This window comes from Salegentibacter sp. T436 (genome assembly GCF_001932675.1).
GTDB classification, from domain to species: domain Bacteria; phylum Bacteroidota; class Bacteroidia; order Flavobacteriales; family Flavobacteriaceae; genus Salegentibacter; species Salegentibacter agarivorans.
This window is the reverse complement of the sequence record NZ_CP012872.1, coordinates 1,053,721-1,074,928: the sequence shown is the minus strand read 5'-3', so window position 1 is coordinate 1,074,928 and position 21,208 is coordinate 1,053,721. Positions and strand designations below refer to the sequence as shown.

Annotated in this window: 18 protein-coding genes; 3 read left to right on the top strand and 15 right to left on the bottom strand. The window is 37.9% G+C overall.

Annotated features, from left to right (window positions below):
- Positions 1-9: 9 nt before the first annotated feature.
- A complete protein-coding gene (locus AO058_RS04650) occupies positions 10-1,491 on the bottom strand; it encodes a DUF5687 family protein (RefSeq protein ID WP_075325461.1) in 1,482 nt (493 codons plus the stop codon).
- A gap of 182 nt (positions 1,492-1,673) precedes the next feature.
- On the opposite strand from AO058_RS04650, the gene AO058_RS04645 reads away from it, so the two are divergent.
- Together AO058_RS04645 and AO058_RS04640 are read left to right on the top strand one after the other, a co-directional pair.
- A complete protein-coding gene (locus tag AO058_RS04645; protein WP_075325460.1) occupies positions 1,674-2,720 on the top strand; it encodes a ferredoxin--NADP reductase in 1,047 nt (348 codons plus the stop codon).
- Between the two features lie 52 nt (positions 2,721-2,772).
- On the top strand, positions 2,773-3,741 hold the full coding sequence (locus AO058_RS04640; RefSeq protein ID WP_075325459.1) for an ABC transporter ATP-binding protein: 969 nt from the start codon (positions 2,773-2,775) through the stop codon (positions 3,739-3,741).
- A 384-nt stretch (positions 3,742-4,125) separates the two neighbouring features.
- On the opposite strand, the gene AO058_RS04635 is transcribed toward AO058_RS04640, so the two are convergent.
- From AO058_RS04635 to pdxA, 9 genes are all read right to left on the bottom strand, one after another.
- Positions 4,126-4,578, bottom strand: coding sequence for a transcription elongation factor (locus AO058_RS04635; RefSeq protein WP_075325458.1), 453 nt, complete (start codon positions 4,576-4,578; stop codon positions 4,126-4,128).
- A gap of 160 nt (positions 4,579-4,738) precedes the next feature.
- On the bottom strand, positions 4,739-5,410 hold the full coding sequence (gene mtgA, locus AO058_RS04630) for a monofunctional biosynthetic peptidoglycan transglycosylase (protein ID WP_075325457.1): 672 nt from the start codon (positions 5,408-5,410) through the stop codon (positions 4,739-4,741).
- Positions 5,407-6,522, bottom strand: a complete 1,116-nt coding sequence (locus tag AO058_RS04625; protein WP_075325456.1) for an NAD(P)/FAD-dependent oxidoreductase — start codon at positions 6,520-6,522, stop codon at positions 5,407-5,409. The genes mtgA and AO058_RS04625 overlap by 4 nt, the downstream gene beginning before the upstream one ends.
- Positions 6,523-6,753: 231 nt before the next feature.
- Positions 6,754-8,109, bottom strand: coding sequence for an acetyl-CoA carboxylase biotin carboxylase subunit (gene accC, locus AO058_RS04620; RefSeq protein WP_075325455.1), 1,356 nt, complete (start codon positions 8,107-8,109; stop codon positions 6,754-6,756).
- Positions 8,110-8,164: 55 nt separating this feature from the next.
- On the bottom strand, positions 8,165-8,683 hold the full coding sequence (gene accB / locus AO058_RS04615; protein WP_075325454.1) for an acetyl-CoA carboxylase biotin carboxyl carrier protein: 519 nt from the start codon (positions 8,681-8,683) through the stop codon (positions 8,165-8,167).
- A gap of 21 nt (positions 8,684-8,704) precedes the next feature.
- Positions 8,705-9,700, bottom strand: a complete 996-nt coding sequence (locus AO058_RS04610) for a beta-ketoacyl-ACP synthase III (protein WP_075325453.1) — start codon at positions 9,698-9,700, stop codon at positions 8,705-8,707.
- Between the two features lie 178 nt (positions 9,701-9,878).
- On the bottom strand, positions 9,879-10,076 hold the full coding sequence (rpmF, locus tag AO058_RS04605) for a 50S ribosomal protein L32 (RefSeq protein WP_037318365.1): 198 nt from the start codon (positions 10,074-10,076) through the stop codon (positions 9,879-9,881).
- A 9-nt stretch (positions 10,077-10,085) separates the two neighbouring features.
- A complete protein-coding gene (locus AO058_RS04600; protein ID WP_075327882.1) occupies positions 10,086-10,625 on the bottom strand; it encodes a YceD family protein in 540 nt (179 codons plus the stop codon).
- Positions 10,626-10,721: 96 nt separating this feature from the next.
- Positions 10,722-11,768 carry a 4-hydroxythreonine-4-phosphate dehydrogenase PdxA gene (gene pdxA / locus AO058_RS04595; protein ID WP_075325452.1) on the bottom strand — a complete coding sequence of 349 codons (1,047 nt, stop codon included), beginning with the start codon at positions 11,766-11,768 and terminating at the stop codon, positions 10,722-10,724.
- Between the two features lie 146 nt (positions 11,769-11,914).
- Here pdxA and AO058_RS04590 point away from each other — a divergent pair, with 146 nt between their 5' ends.
- Complete coding sequence (locus tag AO058_RS04590; protein WP_075325451.1) at positions 11,915-12,502, top strand: riboflavin synthase; 588 nt, start codon at positions 11,915-11,917, stop codon at positions 12,500-12,502.
- 423 nt (positions 12,503-12,925) lie between these two features.
- Here AO058_RS04590 and AO058_RS04580 read toward each other — a convergent pair whose 3' ends face one another.
- The 5 genes from AO058_RS04580 to bglX all read right to left on the bottom strand — a co-directional run bounded on the left by AO058_RS04580 (position 12,926) and on the right by bglX (position 20,973).
- Entirely contained in the window at positions 12,926-15,010 is a 2,085-nt protein-coding gene (locus AO058_RS04580; RefSeq protein ID WP_075325449.1) for an ATP-binding protein, read from the bottom strand.
- A gap of 102 nt (positions 15,011-15,112) precedes the next feature.
- Complete coding sequence (locus AO058_RS04575) at positions 15,113-16,453, bottom strand: Gfo/Idh/MocA family oxidoreductase (RefSeq protein ID WP_075325448.1); 1,341 nt, start codon at positions 16,451-16,453, stop codon at positions 15,113-15,115.
- A gap of 2 nt (positions 16,454-16,455) precedes the next feature.
- Complete coding sequence (locus AO058_RS04570) at positions 16,456-17,814, bottom strand: 3-keto-disaccharide hydrolase (RefSeq protein ID WP_075325447.1); 1,359 nt, start codon at positions 17,812-17,814, stop codon at positions 16,456-16,458.
- A 121-nt stretch (positions 17,815-17,935) separates the two neighbouring features.
- Positions 17,936-18,694 carry a glycoside hydrolase family 16 protein gene (locus AO058_RS04565; RefSeq protein WP_075325446.1) on the bottom strand — a complete coding sequence of 253 codons (759 nt, stop codon included), beginning with the start codon at positions 18,692-18,694 and terminating at the stop codon, positions 17,936-17,938.
- Between the two features lie 2 nt (positions 18,695-18,696).
- Positions 18,697-20,973, bottom strand: a complete 2,277-nt coding sequence (gene bglX, locus AO058_RS04560) for a beta-glucosidase BglX (RefSeq protein WP_075327881.1) — start codon at positions 20,971-20,973, stop codon at positions 18,697-18,699.
- Positions 20,974-21,208 lie beyond the last annotated feature (235 nt).

Here is a 21,208-nt window from a genome sequence, read left to right as displayed (position 1 = left end):
TTATAAATTTTATTCGCCGGTTTGTTTAAAACCATTAATCATTGCGTATTTTCTTTTTTGGTAAACTCCGGCAATGTATTTCATTAAACTAGATCGCAATAGCAGACCAAGAATTCCCAAGCCGGAAAGCCCAATTAAACCAGCTTCAAATCCTATGAAATAATCCAGAAGCCAGAAGATTAAAATTGGTAAAAACATTAAGGGTAGGCCAACTATCCATTGAGCTGCGCCTGTGCCCTGATAATTCATAAACGGACTTTTATCCAGGTCTATTCTCTTTTTATTAAAAGAGCCTGAATACAGCAAAATAGGAACATTTACGCCAATATTATATAAAGCGGCCACCATATTTATCAATAAAATATTCCAGCCAAAATAAATATAAGGTGTGCTTAAAATAGCCAGTATTATTACGCTAAAGCTAATTAACATCGCTTTGGAAGACAGGTAATCTTTTAACGGGATGTTTTGCGACATAATCATTGGATAATAAGATGCATCCCAGGAAGGCACAAATTGACCAAAATTGATCATAAAAATTCCGGTCATAAAAATACCGACAAATACATACATAGCTGGATGCCCATACATATCGCTAGGGTAAATAAATAAACCGTAGCACAACAAAAGCAAGGACATATAAATTGTTGTTTTTGGTCTTTTATTTCTCCAAATTAGTTTTAAATCTAATTGAAGAAAAGGCGCAAGGGCTCCAAATTTTTTAGTCCAAACAAAATCTTTTGTATCGGCATCTTTTTGTTTTTCCTTTAAACCGGCATCGAGATAAAACTTGCTTTCCAGGTTAAGTTGGTTCCATTTATAAAAAGCAATTACCAGAATTATAGGTACAATAGCCAGGTAAGGGTTTAAAACCAGGTAATCCATCATTTTGCCAAACCAGAAACTTATCTCAAAAACTTCAAAATATTCCAGTGCGCCCAAAATCACTACTAAAAGAATGGCGGGAATTAATGCTTTTAGATTATCGGTAAATTTCTTTTTAATAATAAAATTTAGAAAATTTATGCATTGAGTTGTGGCAATCATCGCTACCATCCAACCCAGAATATTCCAGATTCCATAATCACCTTTATAAATGCAAAAAATTCCGAAGGGAATAATTATAAATAATGGCAGAAAGTTAAAAAAGGAATACATAGACTTAAGCAGTACAAAATTCACCGCTTTTCGTCTGGGAATTGGCAAATTTAAAAGTGGTTTTATATCTAAAACCGGCAGTGTTTGCAGCATAAACCTAAAACCGAGTTCAAAAACCAGCCACAGTAAAACAAAACGGTTTACCATTTGTAAAGGATCCTGGTCTGGAAAAGTTTCCTGCAGCAAAGGATAAAGACCAATTCCCAAAGCGAGAAATGCTACAGAAAAATATAAAGCCAGGAAAATAAGCAGAACTTTTAATCCAATACTCTTCCCCACACTTGCGGAACGGAAAAAAGATTTCCATTCTAACCATAAAAACCGTTTAAACATAATTTAATAATTTAACCCATTAACGGGATTAAAAATACTAACCCAAAATGATTAAATACCCAAAATAAAACACCAGTATAATCAGGTTACGGGCATATTTACCTTACATGTATAGAAATTTAGGTATTTGTTACACTCTTTAATTTCACATACTTTGTATTTTTGCCAAAAATAAATTTTTGATGAGTCAGTTTTTTCCGTTAGAAATAAAAGAAGTTATTAGGGAAACCCCGCAGGCAGTGAGCTTGTCGTTTAATATTCCAGAAAATTTAAAAGAAGAGTTTAAGTTTGACGCGGGCCAATATATTACGATAAAAATAAAATTAGGCGACGAAGAATTAAGACGTGCTTATTCGCTTTGCTCGGCACCAAATTCAGGAGAATTCAAAGTTACCGTGAAAGAAGTTGAAGGCGGTAAATTTTCTGTAATTGCCAATAATAAACTTAATGCCGGCGATGTTTTAGATGTTCACCCGCCAGAAGGGAAATTTATTTTAAAACCTACCGGTGAAGCTAGAAATTATGCAGCCTTTGCAGCAGGAAGCGGGATTACCCCGGTGCTTTCTATTATAAAAACTGTTTTAGCCGAAGAACCAAAAAGTCGGTTTGTACTTACTTATGGAAATAAATCTCCAGAAGAAACTATATTTTTCAAGGAATTGCTGGAACTTCAGGCTAAATTCCCCGATAGACTTTTTATTGAATTTGTATATAGTCGTACCCGGGAAGACAATTCACATTTTGGAAGAATTGAAACCAGTACGGTGAATTTTGTGGTGAAAAACAAGTTTAAAGACCACGCCTTTGATGCTTTTTACCTCTGTGGACCTGAAGAAATGATTAACCAGGTAAGCGATGTTTTAAAAGAAAACGGCGTTACCGAAGACAAAATTCTTTACGAACTTTTTACTTCTGAAGAAACGGGAGCTATAGAAACCAATGTAGAAGGCCAAACTGAACTTACCATTATGGTAGACGATGAGGAAACCACTTTCTCTATGGATACCAAAGAAACGGTTTTAGACGCCGCTTTGGAGCACGATTTAGATGTGCCTTATTCCTGCCAGGGCGGAATTTGCAGCAGTTGTATTGCCAGGATCGTAGAAGGAAAAGCCGAAATGCGTAAAAATCAAATCCTTACCGATGAAGAGATTGCAGAAGGCTTGATTCTTACCTGCCAGGCGCAACCGCTTACCCCAAAACTAAAGGTAGATTACGACGATGTATAGTTTCTTACCGGAAAAGTCTGAAAAGCTTACCTTGTAGGAACAAAAAATATTTATGCTGAAACTCAAAAATGTCTCCTTTGCCTATGCTGAAGAACCGGTTTTAAAAGATATCGGTTTTACACTGGAAAAAGGAGAAAACCTATCTGTAATTGGGGAAAGCGGCTGCGGAAAAAGTACGTTACTAAAACTTATTTACGGCCTGCTGCATACCGATGGCAAGATTTTTTGGGGAGAAAAAGAACTTTTAGGCCCCAATTTTAACCTTGTGCCAGGCGAGCCGTTTATAAAATATCTCGCGCAAGATTTCGATTTAATGCTTCCTTTAAGTGTTGCTGATAATATTGGGAAATATCTTAGTAACCAATATCCTCAAAAAAAGAAAAAACGTATTAAAGAGTTACTGGAAGTTGTTGAAATGACCGAGCTAGCCAATAAAAAAGCGAAACTCTTAAGCGGTGGGCAACAACAGCGCGTAGCTCTGGCAAGAGCACTGGCCAATGAACCCGAATTGCTTTTACTGGACGAACCTTTTAGCCATATAGATCATTTTAGAAAAAATAATTTACGCCGCAGACTTTTTGATTATTTAAAGGAAAACAATATCACCTGCATTGTCGCCACCCACGATAGTACCGATGCACTTTCTTTTGCCGATAAAACCATTGTTTTAAAAAACGCAAAAATTTACGCTGAAAATTCTCCGGCAGAATTATATCAAAATCCGCCTAATAAGTATGTGGCGTCCCTCTTCGGCGATGTAAATGAGTTAATACTAAAGGAGCTGACTGAAGATGAAAGCAGTCGAAAAAAAGTAATTCTTTACCCCGAAGAAATTAAACTTACCCAAAAAGCAGGAATTAAAGCCGAAGTAAAAAAATCCTGGTTTAAAGGCGAAACCTGGGTAATTGAAGCCGATTTAAACGGGAAAATCATTTATTTTAATCATTCGAAAGCTTTAAAAGAAGGGAAAAAGATAAGTCTCAAAGTTTCCGAAAAATTAATTAAATCAAGGTTGAAGTAGTTTAAGCTTTGCCACAAATACACGAATTGTTTTAGTCTCTTTTCCGAAGTTTTTTTCTTCAATCTTAGCGTCAAACGAGCCACTCAGGAGCGCGGTAATCTTTGGAATGACTGTTTCAGTTGTGCAGATTGCTTCAGTCGTACCTTCTTCCTTGGCACAGTATTTATAGATATTTGCTCGGGAAAAAATATTAAAGCTCCTCCCATTTTTTCAAGGGGAGGTGGCCGTAGGCCGAAGGGGTTTGATATCAAAAAGTTTTTCAGTTGTTATTTTATCGGTTGTCCAACCACCCCGTTCTTCAGCTGCGCTGAATTCATTCCATCCTTTGAAAGTAGGGGAGCTATTTTATAGAATATTCGTGAATTCGTGCCTAATCATTTTAATTTAAAAGACTTCCAAAATTTCAGCTGATTTTCCATTAAATGTAATTTCTTCACCGGCTTTTTTATGAAGCAATAATTGCGCGATTGGGGAATTGGCGCCAATGGCAAAATACTCTTCGCCATCTACAATAATACGATCTGCCGGGATCGCGATAAAATAATTAGCCATATTGGTCTTTACCGCAGTTCCTAATTGAGCGGAACCATTGTTAGTTCGGCTTTTAGCAACATTAAGCGTATTTCTTAGATTTTTAAATTGCTGTAGCTGTTCGGCTAGTTTATTTATTTCCAGGTTTATCATTTCCCGGCCGGTTTCATATTTATCGCCCGCACTGCTTTTGGTTTCGTTTTCCAGATCACTTTCAAGTCCGGCCATAGCAGCTTCAATACGCTTTATACGTTCGTCCACATAAGCTTCACAGGCTATATAAAGTTTTTCTTTTATTGCATTCATAGATTATTCTCTTTTTGAAATATGAGAAGTTTGTAGAATCGTCATCCTGAATTTATTTCAGAGCATGCTCCGATATTTGTTCGGAGTTCTAAGCGTTCATTAATCCTCACCAATTAAAAAACTGAAACCAGTTCAGATTGACGGTAATTTTTTTACTGATTTACTCTAAACTAAACTTCCCGTAATTCTGCATTTGCCTTACAATCCAGTTTTTTCTTTGATTTATATAATTACTGGCAGGATTTGCCCGGTATTCTCTAGGATTCGGTAAAATAGCCGCAATTGCAGCAGCTTCGTAGACAGAAAGATTTGCAGCCGATTTGTTAAACCAATGCTGTGCAGCAGCTTCTGCGCCGTAAATTCCGCGGCCCATTTCAATACTATTTAGATAAACTTCTAAAATTCTTTCTTTACTCCAAAAAGTTTCGATCAAAAAAGTGAAATATACCTCCAGGCCTTTTCTTAACCAATTTCTCCCCGGCCATAAAAATACATTCTTTGCGGTTTGTTGGGAAATTGTGCTGGCGCCGCGTACCCGCTTTCCTTTCTGATTATCTTCAATGGCCTTTTCTATAGCTTCAATATCAAAACCATTATGTTTTACGAAATTTTGATCTTCACTGGCAATTACGCCAAGTTGCAAATGCCGGGAAATATCTTGTCGTGGCACCCAGGAATGTTGAATTTTCTCCTCAGGATTTTCAAAATATCGAATAGCCATTAACGGCGTAAACGGTACCGGAAACCATTTGAACAGCAATACAATTAAAAGCGAAAACAGGAGTAAAATTCCTGCAAGTTTCAATAGAAATTTGAATATTTTTTTAATCATTTTATCAATTCTGAAAGTTCTTTCCCTACTAAACTGCCAATAGCAACACCCATTCCGCCAAGGCGAACTCCGCAAAAAACATTATCTGAAATTTGTTTAACGACCGGATTTTTCTGCTTTCCAACGCCCATAATACCGCTCCAGCGTTCATCGATCTCAAAAGCAGTTTCAGGCAAAATTGTGGTTTTTAGTAATTTCTCCAGTTTTTGCTGAATAAGTTTCGTTTGAGCGATTTCGGTAGTTTCTTCGGTTTTAAAATCCAGGTTTCTGCCACCGCCAAAAAGAATACGATCGTCAATATTTCTGAAATAATAATAACCCTTATCCAAATGAAATGTACCCTTAATTTCCAGGTTTTTAATCGGTTTGGTGATCAAAACCTGGGCGCGGGCGGGTTTTACCTGAGCAATTCCCAATTTTTCTGAAAATCCATTAGTAGCGATCAATAATTTATTTGCTGAAAAATCTAATTTATCGGTTTTAATCTTTACTGAGTTCTTTGTTTCTACAAATCCTTCAACTGTAATATTATTCAGGATTTTGATGCCGGACTTCTGCACTTTATGTAGCAGAGCTTCCATCATTTTCCCGGTATTTAATTGCCCTTCAAATTGATTAAAAATGAGTTTTTTTTGAATATTTTTAAATCCAAAACTGTCTTTTTGAACACTAAAAACAGCGTCTCCAAATATTGGTTTCAGCATTTTATTAAGTTGTGGTAAAGCCGACCTACATTCTTCAAAAAGAGTTATATCCTCATTGACAAAAAGTTCGTAACCGCCATATTCTTTATAGCGAATATTTTGATCTCCAAGATTCTTCCGAAGCAATTTTAAACCTTTTAACCGTTTTTGTACTAGTTGTAGCACTTCCTCTTCAGAATGTGAATTTAGATCGTCAAGAATCTCTGAAACACTTCCAAAACAGGCAAATCCGGCGTTTTTTGTACTCGCACCATTGGGTAAAATTCCGCGTTCCAAAATCAGGATTTTCGATTTCGGGAACCGTGTTTTTAAATCAAGCGCACAATTTAGCCCGGTAATTCCGCTACCTACAATACAAAAATCGATATTTGAAAACCAGGTTTTGGTTTCCCAGTAAGAAAAGTTCATTGAATGAGTTAATTTTCAATGAAAATACGAAATTAAAAAAGGAGGCTGTCTGAAAATTCTAATCAACCTGGTTTAAGTTCAGAGCATATTTGTATTTGTAACTTGTTAGATTCTGATACAATCCCTGCTGAACGACAGGGCAGGTTCAGAATAACGTAAATCCAGTAAATAAAAAGACCTCACAGGTTTTGGAAACCTGTGAGGTCTTATATTTAGATTCACTGAAAAAACTTAATCCTCTTTTTCGAGTGGTTTCATTTTAAAATCTTCCATAAACTTAGTGGTGTAGTTCCCTTCAATATAATCGGGGTGATCCATAAGTTGCCTATGGAAAGGAATCGTTGTTTTTATCCCTTCTATTACAAATTCATCTAAGGCGCGTTTCATTTTATTGATCGCTTCTTCCCTGGTTTGGGCAGTAGTGATCAATTTCGCGATCATAGAATCGTAGTTTGGCGGAATAATATATCCACTATAAACGTGGGTATCTATTCGTACTCCGTGACCGCCGGGAGCGTGCAAATTCGTGATTTTTCCCGGTGAAGGCCTAAAACCGTTAAAAGGATCTTCAGCATTAATTCGGCATTCTATAGAGTGTAACTGTGGGAAATAATTTTTCCCAGAAATTGGCACTCCTGCCGCTACAAGAATTTGCTCTCTAATAAGATCGTAGTCTATTACCTGCTCGGTAATTGGGTGTTCTACCTGAATACGGGTATTCATCTCCATAAAGTAGAAGTTTCGGTGTTTATCTACCAAAAATTCTACGGTACCGGCACCTTCATACTTAATATATTCGGCAGCTTTTACTGCGGCCTCTCCCATTTTCTTTCGAAGGCTATCGGTCATAAAAGGAGATGGAGTTTCTTCGGTTAATTTTTGGTGACGGCGTTGTACCGAGCAATCCCTTTCTGAAAGGTGACAGGCTTTACCCGTGCTGTCTCCTACAATTTGAATTTCAATATGGCGAGGCTCTTCAATAAGCTTTTCCATATACATCCCGTCGTTTCCAAAAGCAGCGCCTGCTTCCTGGCGGGCAGAATCCCAGGCATCTTCAAGATTTTCTTCTTTCCAAACGGCTCGCATTCCTTTACCACCACCACCGGCGGTAGCTTTTAGCATTACAGGAAAGCCTATTTCTTTCGCAAGTTTTTGGCATTCCTTAAAATCTTTCATCACCCCTTCTGATCCTGGAACACAAGGAACTCCCGCAGCTCTCATAGTGGCTTTTGCGGTAGCTTTATCTCCCATTTTCGCGATCATATCTGGAGAGGCGCCGATAAATTTTATATCGTGCTCTTCACAAATCTTTGAAAACTTGGCATTTTCTGAAAGAAAACCATAACCGGGATGAATAGCATCTGCATTGGTTATTTCTGCAGCAGCAATAATATTTGAGATTTTTAAATATGATAAATTACTGGGCGGAGGTCCAATACAAACGGCCTCGTCGGCAAATCTTACGTGAAGACTTTCAGCATCTGCGGTAGAATAAACCGCCACAGTGCTAATTCCCATTTCTTTACAGGTGCGAAGTATGCGCAATGCGATCTCGCCCCTGTTTGCAATCAATATTTTTTTAAACATACCTATTGTTTTTTTGGCCCGGGAAAAATTTCCCTTAAGCTAAATGGGCAGTAATTTATGATGGATCTACTAAAAATAATGGTTGGTCGAACTCTACAGGAGAAGAATCGTCTACCAATACTTTTACTATTTTCCCTGAAACTTCGCTTTCAATTTCATTGAAAAGTTTCATAGCCTCAATTACACAAAGCACATCACCTTCTTTAATTGAATCTCCTACTTCTACAAAAGTTGGCTTATCTGGAGAAGGTTTACGGTAAAATGTTCCAATTATAGGAGATTTTACGGTAATATAATTTGAATCTTCTCCTGCAGGTGCTTTTTGCTCTTCTTTACTCTGGGAATCACTTTCCTGAGAAGGAGCAGGTGCCTGTTGTTGAGGTTGCTGTTGAGGCTGTGGCTGTGCAGGCATTTGCTGCATTTGGCCGCCCATTGGCACATGTTGAACAATAGTTTCTTTCTCGTCTGAGCCTGTTTTAATGGTGATCTTTACATCGCCCGTTTCCAGTTTTACCTCGCTGGCACCAGATTTGGCTACAAACTTGATTAAATTCTGAATTTCTTTTAAATCCATAATAATAGGGTGTTGGTTTTTTTAAGAATTATATGCCCATTTTAAATAGGTCGCCCCCCAGGTGAAGCCGCCCCCAAATGAAGCAAAAACTAAATTATCTCCTTTTTTAAATTGCTTCTCGAAATCGCTAAGCAATAAAGGCAAAGTAGCCGATGTAGTGTTTCCGTAGCGCTCAATATTCATAAGCACTTTTTTATCTTCCAGTCCCATGCGGCTAGCCGTTGCCCCCACAATTCGTTTATTTGCCTGGTGCGCCACAAGCCAGTCTACATCTTCATTGGTTAATTTATTACGTTCCATAATATTAGCACTAACTTCTGCCATATTGGAAACTGCAAATTTAAAAACCGTTTTACCGTCCTGTCTCACATAATGTAATTTATTGGCTACAGTCTCTGCAGTAGGTGGCATTAAAGAGCCTCCCGCTTCTATTCTAAGAGAATCCCTTCCAATAGAATCGCTTCTAAGCAGCTCGTCCTGTAAGCCAAAACCTTCTTCATTTGGTTCCATAAGTACTGCACCGGCGCCATCTCCAAAGATAATACACGTAGTTCTATCGGTATAATCAATAATAGAAGACATTTTATCGGCTCCAATTACCAGTACTTTTTTGTACCGACCAGATTCTATATACGCTGAAGCGGTAGACATTGCATATAAAAATCCTGAACATGCTGCCTGAAGATCGTAAGCAAAAGCATTTATAGCACCTATTTGGGTCGCAACGTGAACTGCGGTTGCAGCTACAGGTAAATCTGGAGTGACAGATGCAAGAATAACAAGGTCTATCTCTTTTGGATCGAGATTAGATTTTTCTAATAAATCTTTAGCTGCTTCTATTCCTAAGTATGAAGTTCCTTTATTAGGGTCTTTAAGTATTCGGCGTTCTCGTATTCCGGTTCGGCTGAAAATCCATTCATCATTGGTCTCAACCATTTCTTCCAACATTTTGTTGGTTAACACATCTTCGGGCACATAAGCACCCACAGCGGTAATTGCTGCTGTGATTTTATTCATAGATTTGACTTTTAACCCCTTTTACGTTCTAAAAAAACGTAAAAACTTAAAAAGAAAAGTACTAATTTTTCTTTGAACGGGGGTGCAAATTAAGGTCTTTTTAGCACTTATTCAACTTCAAACAAAAAACTCTCACGTGGGTGAGAGTTTTTATAAAAAGTTAAAGCTCTATGTTAAATTAAGCTTCTATTTCTTCGGTATTGTCAATTAATACCTGGCCTCGGTAATATAGTTTACCTTCATGCCAGTGTGCTCTGTGGTACAAATGCGCCTCTCCTGTTGTAGGATCTGTAGCTATTTTAGGTACCGAAGCTTTATAATGTGTCCTTCTTTTATCTCTTCTGGTTTTCGAGATTTTTCTCTTTGGATGTGCCATGGCTTGCTGTTATTTATCGTTTAATAAGTTTTTTAATTTATCCCAGCGAGGATCTATTTCATCCTCATCATTTTTATTCTCGTTATTATTAATACTTAATTCTTCAAGTTTATCAAGTACGTCAGATTCTAAAGTACCGTCTTCTACCCCGGGATGCACCCTTTTTAATGGTATAGACAAAACTATAAGTTCGTAAATATATTGCTGAATATTTACTTCAAATTCACCGTGTGGCAAAATAAGTAAATCTTCATTTTCATCGTTAAATTCTTCTCCAAACTTAATTACCAAAAACAAACTGCCGTCTATAGGCTGATTGTATGGCTCATTTGTGAGGTCACAATTTACGTTTACAGCACCCGAAGCTTTAAAAGTAAGCTCCATCATTGTTGTTTTCTTCTCCAACAACAAATCAACTTTAACATTGGCACTATTTAAATCGTCGTACTCAAAATGCTCAAAGAACTCATTATCAATATCGTATTCAAACTGGTGTTTTCCCAGCTTTAATCCCACAAAAGGAATTGTATACGCTGCTAATTTCCTCATCTCATCGTCAATTTCTTGCCCGGGCCGCTTCGGCTTAGGCGGGTGCAAATATATAAAAATTAATAAATTAGAGCGCTGTTATAAACAAATTTTTGTTTATAACTTTCTACCCTGTTTCTTTAAAGGGTTTTTGGTGAGTTCCTTATATTCTTCACGGCATTTATGAATTTCTATTGCTCGAAAAACAGCTTCTTTAAAAGAATTAATATTAGCCGAATTTGTTCCAGCTATTTCAAAAGCGGTACCGTGATCTGGCGAGGTTCTTACCTTACTTAAACCAGAGGTAAAATTCACCCCATTCCCAAAAGAAAGTGTTTTAAACGGAATTAAACCCTGGTCATGATAAGAAGCCACCACTGCATCAAAATTTACGTAATTTTTTGAACCGAAAAAACTATCGGCTGAAAATGGGCCAAAAACCAAATCGCCTTTATCACGTAATTTCTGAAGGGTAGGCTTTAAAATCTCTTCATCTTCTTTTCCAATTACTCCATTATCTCCACTATGCGGATTTATTCCTAAAACAGCAATTTTTGGTTTTTGCACCCTAAAATCCTGTTTTAAGGTTTCCTGAATTATGTTTAGTTTCTTTTCAATTAACTCTGGGGTAATTGTATTCGCAATATCTTTTAGTGCTACGTGATCTGTAAGTAAACCAATTTTTAAGGTGTCGGTAATCATAAACATAAGACTCTCCCCTTCAAGTTCCTTAGCTAAATAATCGGTATGGCCGGGAAAATTAAAATCAGCCGACTGGATACTGTGTTTATTGATAGGTGCCGTAACTAACACATCAATTTCATTTTCCTTAAGCGATTTTGTTGCAGCCTGAAGCGATTTAAAAGCATATTCACCAATTTTAGGATCTTCTTCGCCAAAATTGATATTTACCCCCTCTTTCCAAACATTTACAACATTAATTTTTCCATCTATAGCTTTTGAAGCCTCATCTATTCCCTGGTAGTTAAGGGAAAGATTAAAATGTTTCTTTAAAAAAGTGAGTACTTTAGTGGAAGCAAAGATTACCGGGGTACAGAAGTCTAACATCCTGGAATCATCAAAGGTTTTAAGCATTATTTCACTTCCAATTCCATTTAAGTCTCCTATGCTTATTCCTAATTTCACCTTTTCTGCTTGCTTCATCTGCTTATAATTAGTGGGAATATTTCTTGCTAATAAATTACCATTTTCAATCCAAAATTAAATCTGGATTTGTTCTGGGCTATTTCATTAAACTTCCCGTGTTTATTTATATTTTTACATCACAAATGTAAGAATAATCCAAAGATATGTTTACCGGAATTATTGAAGAAGTAGGAGAAGTAAGCCGCATAGAAACCGAAGGGGGAAATATGCATTTTCACATTAAAGCAGCAATGATGCCCGAATTAAAAATAGACCAAAGTGTAGCGCATAACGGCGTTTGTCTAACTGTGGTTTCAATTAAGGATAATGAGTATACCGTTACTGCAGTAGCCGAAACACTGGAAAAAACGAATTTAAAGAATTTGGCTGAAGGCGCACCGGTAAACCTGGAACGTGGAATGAAGTTAGGTGACCGCTTAGACGGCCATATTGTACAGGGACACGTAGACCAAACCGCAATTTGCAAAAAGGTAGAAGAGAGAGACGGCAGTTGGGAGTTCACTTTTGACTACGACCCAACTTTGCAAAATATTACGATTGAGAAAGGTTCTATAACCGTAAATGGCGTGAGTTTAACTGTTGTAAATTCTAAGAAAAATGAATTTAGCGTCGCTATAATTCCTTATACCTACAAACATACCACATTTAAAAACCTTACGGAAGGAGCTATTGTAAACCTGGAATTTGATGTTATTGGGAAATACGTTAAACGCCTGCAGGATTTAAAGTAATTATTTTCTATTCTTAATATGATGAATACCCAGCGCTAACCCAGCAGCGATTAAAGCTGAAATTCCAAAATCTATGGGAAGACCTGGGGGTGGAGGAATTGCAGTTGGACTAGGCTCTGGAGGATTTTGTCCTAATACTACTTGAGAGAAAAAAAGGAGTATTAAAACAAGTATATATTTAGAATAATTATTTCTCACATCAACCCTCATAATTCGTGCGTAATGTACTACATTAATGTTATTCGCCAAAAAACTTTGTTGTGGAGTAGATATACGTAAAAGTTAGCAAGTTGGTTTTTGTACGGGGCATACTTTATAAAAATAATACAAATTTGCTATACTTTAACCATTTTTACAAATTAATCTATTTCCCTATTAACTCTATAATTTAGTACAGGCTATTCAGCGCAAATTTTAATCCTTTTATCCCTGTACCCATTTTTCAACCTTTTCGAACAATTGTTTTTTCTGAAAAGGTTTGGCCAGGTAATCATCCATACCAACCTCAGCACATTTTTGTCTTTCGGTAGCCATAAAGTTAGCTGTTAATGCTACAATAGGCGTTTTTAACCCCATTTCTTTTCTAAGAAATTTCGTAGTGTCATACCCATTTTTGACCGGCATTTGAACATCCATAAAAATCAGGTCATAAGTGCTTTTCCTCAAAAACGAAAGAGCTATTTCTCCATTAGAAGCAATATCTACCTCAAGACCTTTTCCTTTTAAAAGGGCCTTTACCAATCGCTGATTTAGTTCACTGTCTTCGCAAATTAAGATTCTTCCTGAATACTTTTCCTCAAAATTATCTTTCGCATCTTTAACAAGCTGTTTTTCCTGAGTGGCTTTTTCAAAAGGAATTTCAACAATAAAATCGGTTCCTTTTCCGGGTTCACTCTTTACTTCAATTGTTCCTCCCTGTTTTTCTATCAACTGTCTGGAAATATTTAGTCCTAAACCTGTGCCACCATACTTTTGAGAGGTATTTTTATCTGCTTGTAAGAAACGTTGAAAAACAGTCTCCAATTTATTCTTCGGAATACCAATTCCGGAATCTGAAACTTTAAATTTCAATATTGTTTTATCAGCAGTTTCTTTTGTCACACTTAAAAATAATTTCACACTTCCTTCTGAAGTAAATTTTATAGCATTTCCCAAAAGATTAATAAGTACCTGCGAAAGTCTATTTTTATCTCCCATTAATAAAGCAGGAACATTAAATTCAATATGCGGTTCAAACCCAATTTTCTTTTGGTGCGCCTTTAAATGTAAAATTGAAAACACTCTATTTACGGCATCCCTAATATCAAAAACATCTTTATCTATTTGTAATAGGCCTGCATCCATTTTTGAAAGATCCAGGATATCATTTACAATAAATAGCAAGGAATCTCCTGCGATTTTTACCGCTTTTAAATAATTTGTTTTATGCGCGTCTTTTTCATTCTCCAGTAAAAGATCGGTAAATCCTAAAACTGCGTGAATTGGTGTTCTAATTTCATGACTAACATTTGCAATAAAGTTATCTTTCTGTTCATTAAGGCTTTCGGCCATTTCTTTGGCCTTTTCCAAAGAAATTTCTGCTTCAATTTCTTTAGTAATATCCTGTGAAATCTTTACCACTTTTATCACATTCCCATCCAGGTCCTGAATTGGATTATAAGACGCCTGTAAATAAAATTCAGATCCATCTTTATGGATTCTACGTACACGACCCGTTTTATATTCACATTTTCTTAGAGAAGCCCATAGTTGCTTATTTTCAGCATAATCGGCCGGAGTAATAAACTTATGATGAGGACTCCCTAACAGTTCCTTTTCAGTATATCCTGAAATTTCTTCAAAATTTCGGTTTACAGAAATTATCGTTCCATCTGGTTTAAATTCTACAACTCCGCTAGAATTTTTAATCGCCTGCATTAAGGATCTATTCTCGCTCTCTTTGAGTTCGAGTTTCTTTTCTGTGCGTGCGATTCGTTTTTCGAGAATACTATTTAATTCCTTTCCCAGACTTTTATTCTTTTTCCTGGCTTCTATGAGGTGCATTGCCTGATTGGTAAGTAATTTCAAGGCTTGTCTTTGCTGGGCATCAAGCTTTCTTGGTTTGCCATCTACAACGCAAACCGTCCCAATATTATGGCCGTTTTCAGCCTTTAAAGGCATCCCGGCATAAAACCGAATTCCATTTTCTGAAGTAACGTGAGGATTATCTTTTACCCTTTCATCTAAACGAGCATCAGAAATTTCAACCAGTTCATCCTGCTTAACAGTATATTGGCAGAATGTTTCTTCTAACGGTGTTTCACTGCCATCAAGACCTACCTTGGCTTTATACCACTGTCTTTTATCGTCTATCATTGCAATAAAAGCAACGGGGACATCGCAAATTAGGGCAATAAGCTGCGCTAGCTCATTAAAATCTTTTTCGTAGGGTGTATCAAGAATATTATAGGAAAGTAAGGTTTGAAGCCTTTTTATCTCCTTATTCTCATCAATTTTAGTATTATTCATAAGGGGCGTTATGAGCGGCTAAGGTATTAAATAAGAACTCTCTGCACTTATGATTTTGATAAGGTTTTACTAAAATAGTTTATAGAAAAATTAACCCAGAGGTTAAATTTCAGGTTTCCACCCGGGGGCGTATTCACGGCCCCAAAGCTTCATCGCATGCCTGTCAAAAATTCTTCCTGTTTTATCGTCTATATCAAAGCCTCTACCCAATTGATCGGCAATATTGGTATAGTGTACCATGGTCATACTTATGTTTGCATCATCTATGGGCGCATTTAGTTTGGCTGTGCCGCGTATTCCATCAAAGAAATTAAGCATATGCGCTGTAGACATATCTCCTCCACCCCCTAAAGCTGTCCCGGCTTCATCAGATGCTGAATTGTATTCTTTAATTATTTCACCATTTCTATTGGTAAGCACATATTTCTCACGGTCTACAAATACGCCACCATCGGTACCATAAATTATGGTGCCGCGGCCGCCACCATAGGTATCGTAGGCATTTCGGCTTTTACCATCCCACTGAATAACCTTATTGTCTGCAAACTTAAAAGTAGCCTCCATGGTATCGTACATTTCCCAGCCGTCATCTTTAAAATGTCGTTTTCCTGATTGTACATCGGTGCGTAGCGGGATTCCAACCTGTAATGCCCAACGTGCTACATCCATTTCGTGGGTTCCGTTATTTCCGGATTCGGCTGTACCATAATTATAACCATACCAGTGCCAGTTATAATCCCAGGTTTCTTCAGTGTATTCTCTTCTTGGTGCCGGTCCCTGCCATAAATCCCAATCTAATCCATGCGGAACAGATGCTTTTTTCTGATTTGGCACCTCGCCACGTGCATTTGTATAAAATGCCACTGCTTTATAAACTTCACCAATCGCCCCCTCGTGAATATCCTTTATAATTTCAATCGTATGATTTGAAGAGCGTTGCTGATTTCCCATTTGCACCACTTTTCCATATTTCTTAGTAGCTTCTACCAGCAGTTCATTTTCAAACATATTATGGCTGGAAGGTTTTTCAACATACACATGCTTCCCGGCTTTCATTGCCATAATAGAGCCCGGGGTGTGCCAATGATCTGGTGTAGCGTTAATAATGGCATCTACCTTTTTATCGTCAAAAACTTTACGAATATCGTTTTCAAGTTTTGGTTTGTAATCTATATGTTCTGAAAAACGCTCTAATGCATTTACCCGCTGACTTTCCATCACGTCGCATAAATACAGGAGTTCTACATTAGAATCTTTGCGAGCAATAGGATCAAAATAAGCACCTAACCTTCTTCCCAAACCGGCTATAGCCACATTAATCCTATCGTTAGAACCTATAATTTTGCGGTAGCTTTTAGCGCTCATTGCCATTGCCGAACTTCCAACTGCAAGAGCAGTTCCGCCTAAAGCTGTTTTTTTTATAAAATCTCTTCGTGAATTCATATTTATTCTGCTTTGATCTTAATGTTTTTAAAACTCACTTTATTACCATGATCCTGAAGCAGAATATGGCCCTCCTCGGCTTCTCCAAAATTTGGCCAGTCTACATACTTGCTTTCAGAAACCAGCTGGCGGTACTCTTCACTTTTTCGTCTATATTCCAGCACTTTCTCGCCATTTAACCAATGTTCTACTTTTTTATCTTTTGAAACAATACGGGCGGTGTTCCATTCTCCTATTGGATTAACCGATTTAGCGAGATCGGCTTGAATTAAATCATATAAAGAAGCCATTGTTCTACTTCCCTCGTGGTTACCCAATTTGGCATCAGGATGACGTTCATCGTCAAGAATCTGGTATTCCAAACCTATTGAAGAACCCGGACCTTTATTGAGATCGGTATCCACAAAATACTTAATGCCGGAGTTGGCACCCTCGGTAATTTTAAAATCAACTTTTAATTCAAAATCGCCATAAAGTTCTTTGGTAACGATATCCCCACCGGCTTCAGATTCTCCGCCACCGCTGGCCAACACTGTAAGTACTCCATCTTCTATTTTCCATCCTTCTTCCGGAAATTCATCTAAACGTGCACCACGCCAACCTTCAGTGGTTTCACCATCCCATAACATTTCCCAGCCGTTATCTTTTTCAGCTGTAGTTAAACTGTTTTTGGTTTTTACAGGTTCCAGGGGAGTTTCTTTGCTATATTTCTCTAAATCTTCGGTAAGAATTTTAATGTTTTTCCACATTACTTCGGTGCCTGCCTCAGCATCTTCGCCAATGCTGTGTACCTGTAGGGCAATAAACCCTTCTGAAGTTTTATCATCTATTAAATGCGAAGCGGGAACCCCGTTTATCCAGGTTTTAATAGTGTCGCCAATGGCCTCAATTCTATAGGTATTCCATTCGTTTTGTTTAAAAGCCTGCTGAGCTTTAGAATTTTCGCCTAAGTCCACCAACCAGCCACGGCGTGCTTCATCATAAATTCCACCGCTCCAAGCACGGTCTGAGGGATCAATTTCTACCTGATACCCGTGTACCCGACCATCCATATAATTGTCTAAACTATTGCTTCTAATTTGAATCCCGGAATTCATAGTGGGATGCAGCTTAAAATCCACCTCCAGAATAAAATCTTCGTAATTTTTATTAGTAGTAAGAAAGGTGTTGGGCGTGTTATGTTGGGTAGTGCCAATTATTGCTGAATTTTCTACCCGGTACTCGGCATCGCCACCTTTTTTAGTCCATCCATCCAGGTTTTCTTCGTTAAATAATTGGGTCCAGGGTGTCGCATCTTTTTCTGAGTCGGCACAGCTTGTGAATACCAATGCTGAAAACAGGAAAATAAAAAGGTTTCTCATAAGGTAGGATTTAAAATATCTGTAAAATATACATAAATTATTAATCACCAGCCAATTCATTAAAATAAAAGGCCAGCATACGCTACTGGTATGCCGGCCTTACTAAAAAAGGGGGGGATTTTTATTTATAAACCTTTACATAATCTATTAAAAACTGCTTCGGAAAAATAGAATCATCAACTTCTGGCCCACCAAAATTACCGCCTACTGCAAGATTCAATAAGAAATAAAACGGGTGCCTGTATGGGTATGTTTCCTCATTCTTTTCTGAAGGAGAAAATGTATAGGTTTTTTCACCGTCAATATAAAAAGTGATCGCATCCTCCGTCCAGTTCATTTTAAACACGCGAAATTCTGAAGTTGCATTTTTTACCGGCGTGGTTTTAATGTTTTCGGTATCACCGTGGCTTGCTGGAGTGTGCAGCGCATTATGAATAGTGTCGGGCTGTCTCCCTACAAATTCCATAATATCAATTTCACCGGAAGCCGGCCAGCCTACCACATCAATATTATCTCCAAGCATCCAGATTGCCGGCCAAAGTCCGTGGCCATCGGGTAATTTTGCTCTTACCTCAACAGTACCGTACTGAAACTCAAATTTATCTTTGGTATTTACTTTCCCACTGTAATACTTATCCCCAACTTTATCGGCAGTAAGTACTAAATTCCCGTCTTTTACCTCTACATAATCTTCGCTATAAATCTGGCGCTCATTATTTCCCCATCCGCAAAGATCGGGACAACCGTCACCGGTTTCGTAGCTCCAGTTTTCCATATTCAGCGAATCGCCTTCAAAATCTTCTTCCCAAATTAATTCCTGAGCAGAAACCTGCAAACCCGCACATAGAACCGCGCTCAATATTATATTCTTTTTTTTCATCTTTATTTTTTTAAACTGAATGTAGCTTTTTGAAGATCTCTAGAATTCCCGCCTATAAAAACTTCAAATTCCCCGGCCTCAGATTCCCATTTTCTATTGGCGTTATAAAACTGAAGCATTTCTTCATCTATCTCGAAAGTGACCGTTTTAGATTCCCCGGGAGCTAAGTTTACCGCTTCAAAACCTTTAAGTTCCTTTACAGGCCTGGTTGTGCTCGCCACAAGATCTCTTAAGTAAAGCTGAACGATCTCTTTTCCTTCAACGTTTCCAATGTTGCTTAAAGTTATGCTTGCCTCGATACTTCCATTGGCATCCATTTCTTCTGAAGAAAGTTGCAAATCCCCATATTCGAAATCGGTATAACTAAGTCCGAAACCAAAAGGATAAAGTGCATCTTTCTTTTCATCGGTGTATCCTGAATAAGTCACATGTGTGGGATTGGATGGTCTTCCCGTACTTTTTTGATTATAATAAAGCGGTTCCTGGCCTACGGCTCGCGGAAAAGAAACCGGAAGTTTTCCCGAAGGATTGTAATCTCCCAGTAAAACATCGGCAATTGCATTTCCGCTTTCAGAACCTAATTGCCAGGCTTCAACAATAGCCGGAATATTTTCTGCTGCCCAGGTAATTTCCAAAGGTCTGCCGTTGATTAAAACCAAGACAACATTTTGATTCACTTTATAAATTTCTTCCAGCAATTCCTGCTGAACTCCGGCCAAACCAATATTTACCTGGCTTCTTCCTTCACCGGTTTGAAAAGCATCTTCTCCCAGTGCCACAATCACCAAATCGGCTTCTGAAGCGGTATTAATCGCTTCTTCAAACCCCGATTTATCGGTTTCATTAATCTCAAGAGGCATTAAAAAGCTTCGTTCCCCAACGCCCAGGTCGGCTCCTTTAGCATAAGAGATTTCAACATTTTCATCGTTATTATTTTGCAAACCTTCCAGCAAGGAAACAGCTGAATTAGCCTCTCCCTGTGCTCTCCAGTTTCCAATTGGAGTATCTTTATCATCGGCCAACGGGCCAATAACAGCAATCTTTTTGACGAATTCTTTTATTGGAAGTAAATCTTTTTCATTCTTCAGCAGCACAATAGATTTTTTCGCCACGTCGCGAGCTACAGCTTTATGTTCTTCAAAAGATATCTGGTCTAAAAGATTGGCATTAGAATATAAATAAGGATCATCAAAAAGTCCGAGTTTAAATTTTACCCTTAGCACTCTTTTCACCGCATCATTTATATAATCTTCGCTTACTTCTCCTTCTTCAACCAAATCTACGAGGCTAGACTCGTAAGCACCACCTTCCATATCCATATCGCTACCGGCATTTAAGGCGATTTTAGCAGCTTCCTTTTTATCTTTTGCAATTCCGTGAGCAATCATTTCTGGAATAGAACCCCAATCTGAAACTACAAATCCGTTCCAGTCCCAATCCCGTTTAAGAATATCTCTTTGTAGGGTTTTATGCCCGGTTGCGGGGATTCCGTCTAAATCGTTAAAAGCGTTCATAAAAGTAGCAACTCCTGCATCGGCTGCTGCTTTAAATGGAGGAAGAATAGTATTATGCAGTTCGTTCTCTCCAATGTGCACCGTATTATAATCCCGGCCGGCTTCACCAAAACCGTAACCTGCAAAATGCTTGGCTGTAGCGGCTATACTGCGCGGATTTGCAAGATCTTCACTTTGATAGCCCTTTACTTTGGCTACCGCAACTTTGGAAGTTAAATAAGGATCTTCCCCAGAACCTTCCATAATTCTTCCCCAACGCGCATCTCGAGAAACATCTATCATAGGCGAAAAAGTCCAGTTAACCCCGTTAGCCGCAGATTCTAATGCTGCAATTTCTGCCGTTCTCTCCATAGCTTCCAGGTCCCAGCTAGCTGTTTCTGCCAGCGGCACAGGAAAAATAGTAGTATACCCGTGTATTACATCATACCCGAACATCAACGGAATTTGAAGTCGGGAGTTTTCCATTACGAGCTTTTGTGCTTCCCGGGTGGCATCTACCGAAAGTACATTAAGCATAGCACCTACTTTACCGGCTTTAAGATTTTCTTCCTTTTGTTTATTATTCATTTCAGAAGCAGGTCCCGTAAGGTCCCAACTCCCGTTATATTGTACAAGTTGTCCTACTTTTTCTTCGAGGGTCATTAACGTTAAAACCGAATCTACTTTGGCTTCTACATTTTTAACCGAACTTTTTATAGTTGAATCCTGTGCTTTGACCATAAAACAGCCTAACAGGAAACACCCTAATAAATTTAGTTTTTTCATAATTTGAAGTAATCTACCTCGGGACATGCCCAGGAGGCATAATTGGAAAATAAAATTTAATTGCGAGCCACAGCCCATCTAAATAATTTGGGCAGGTCTCACCACTCCCGGCATTAAAGCGACATACGATTAGCGAATAAAAAAACTGCCTGAAGTGTGTTTAAGAAGTTAAGTTTGTGGCCTACAAACAAATAATCTTCAACCGTAAATTCAGAAAACAATAACAGTAATCAGG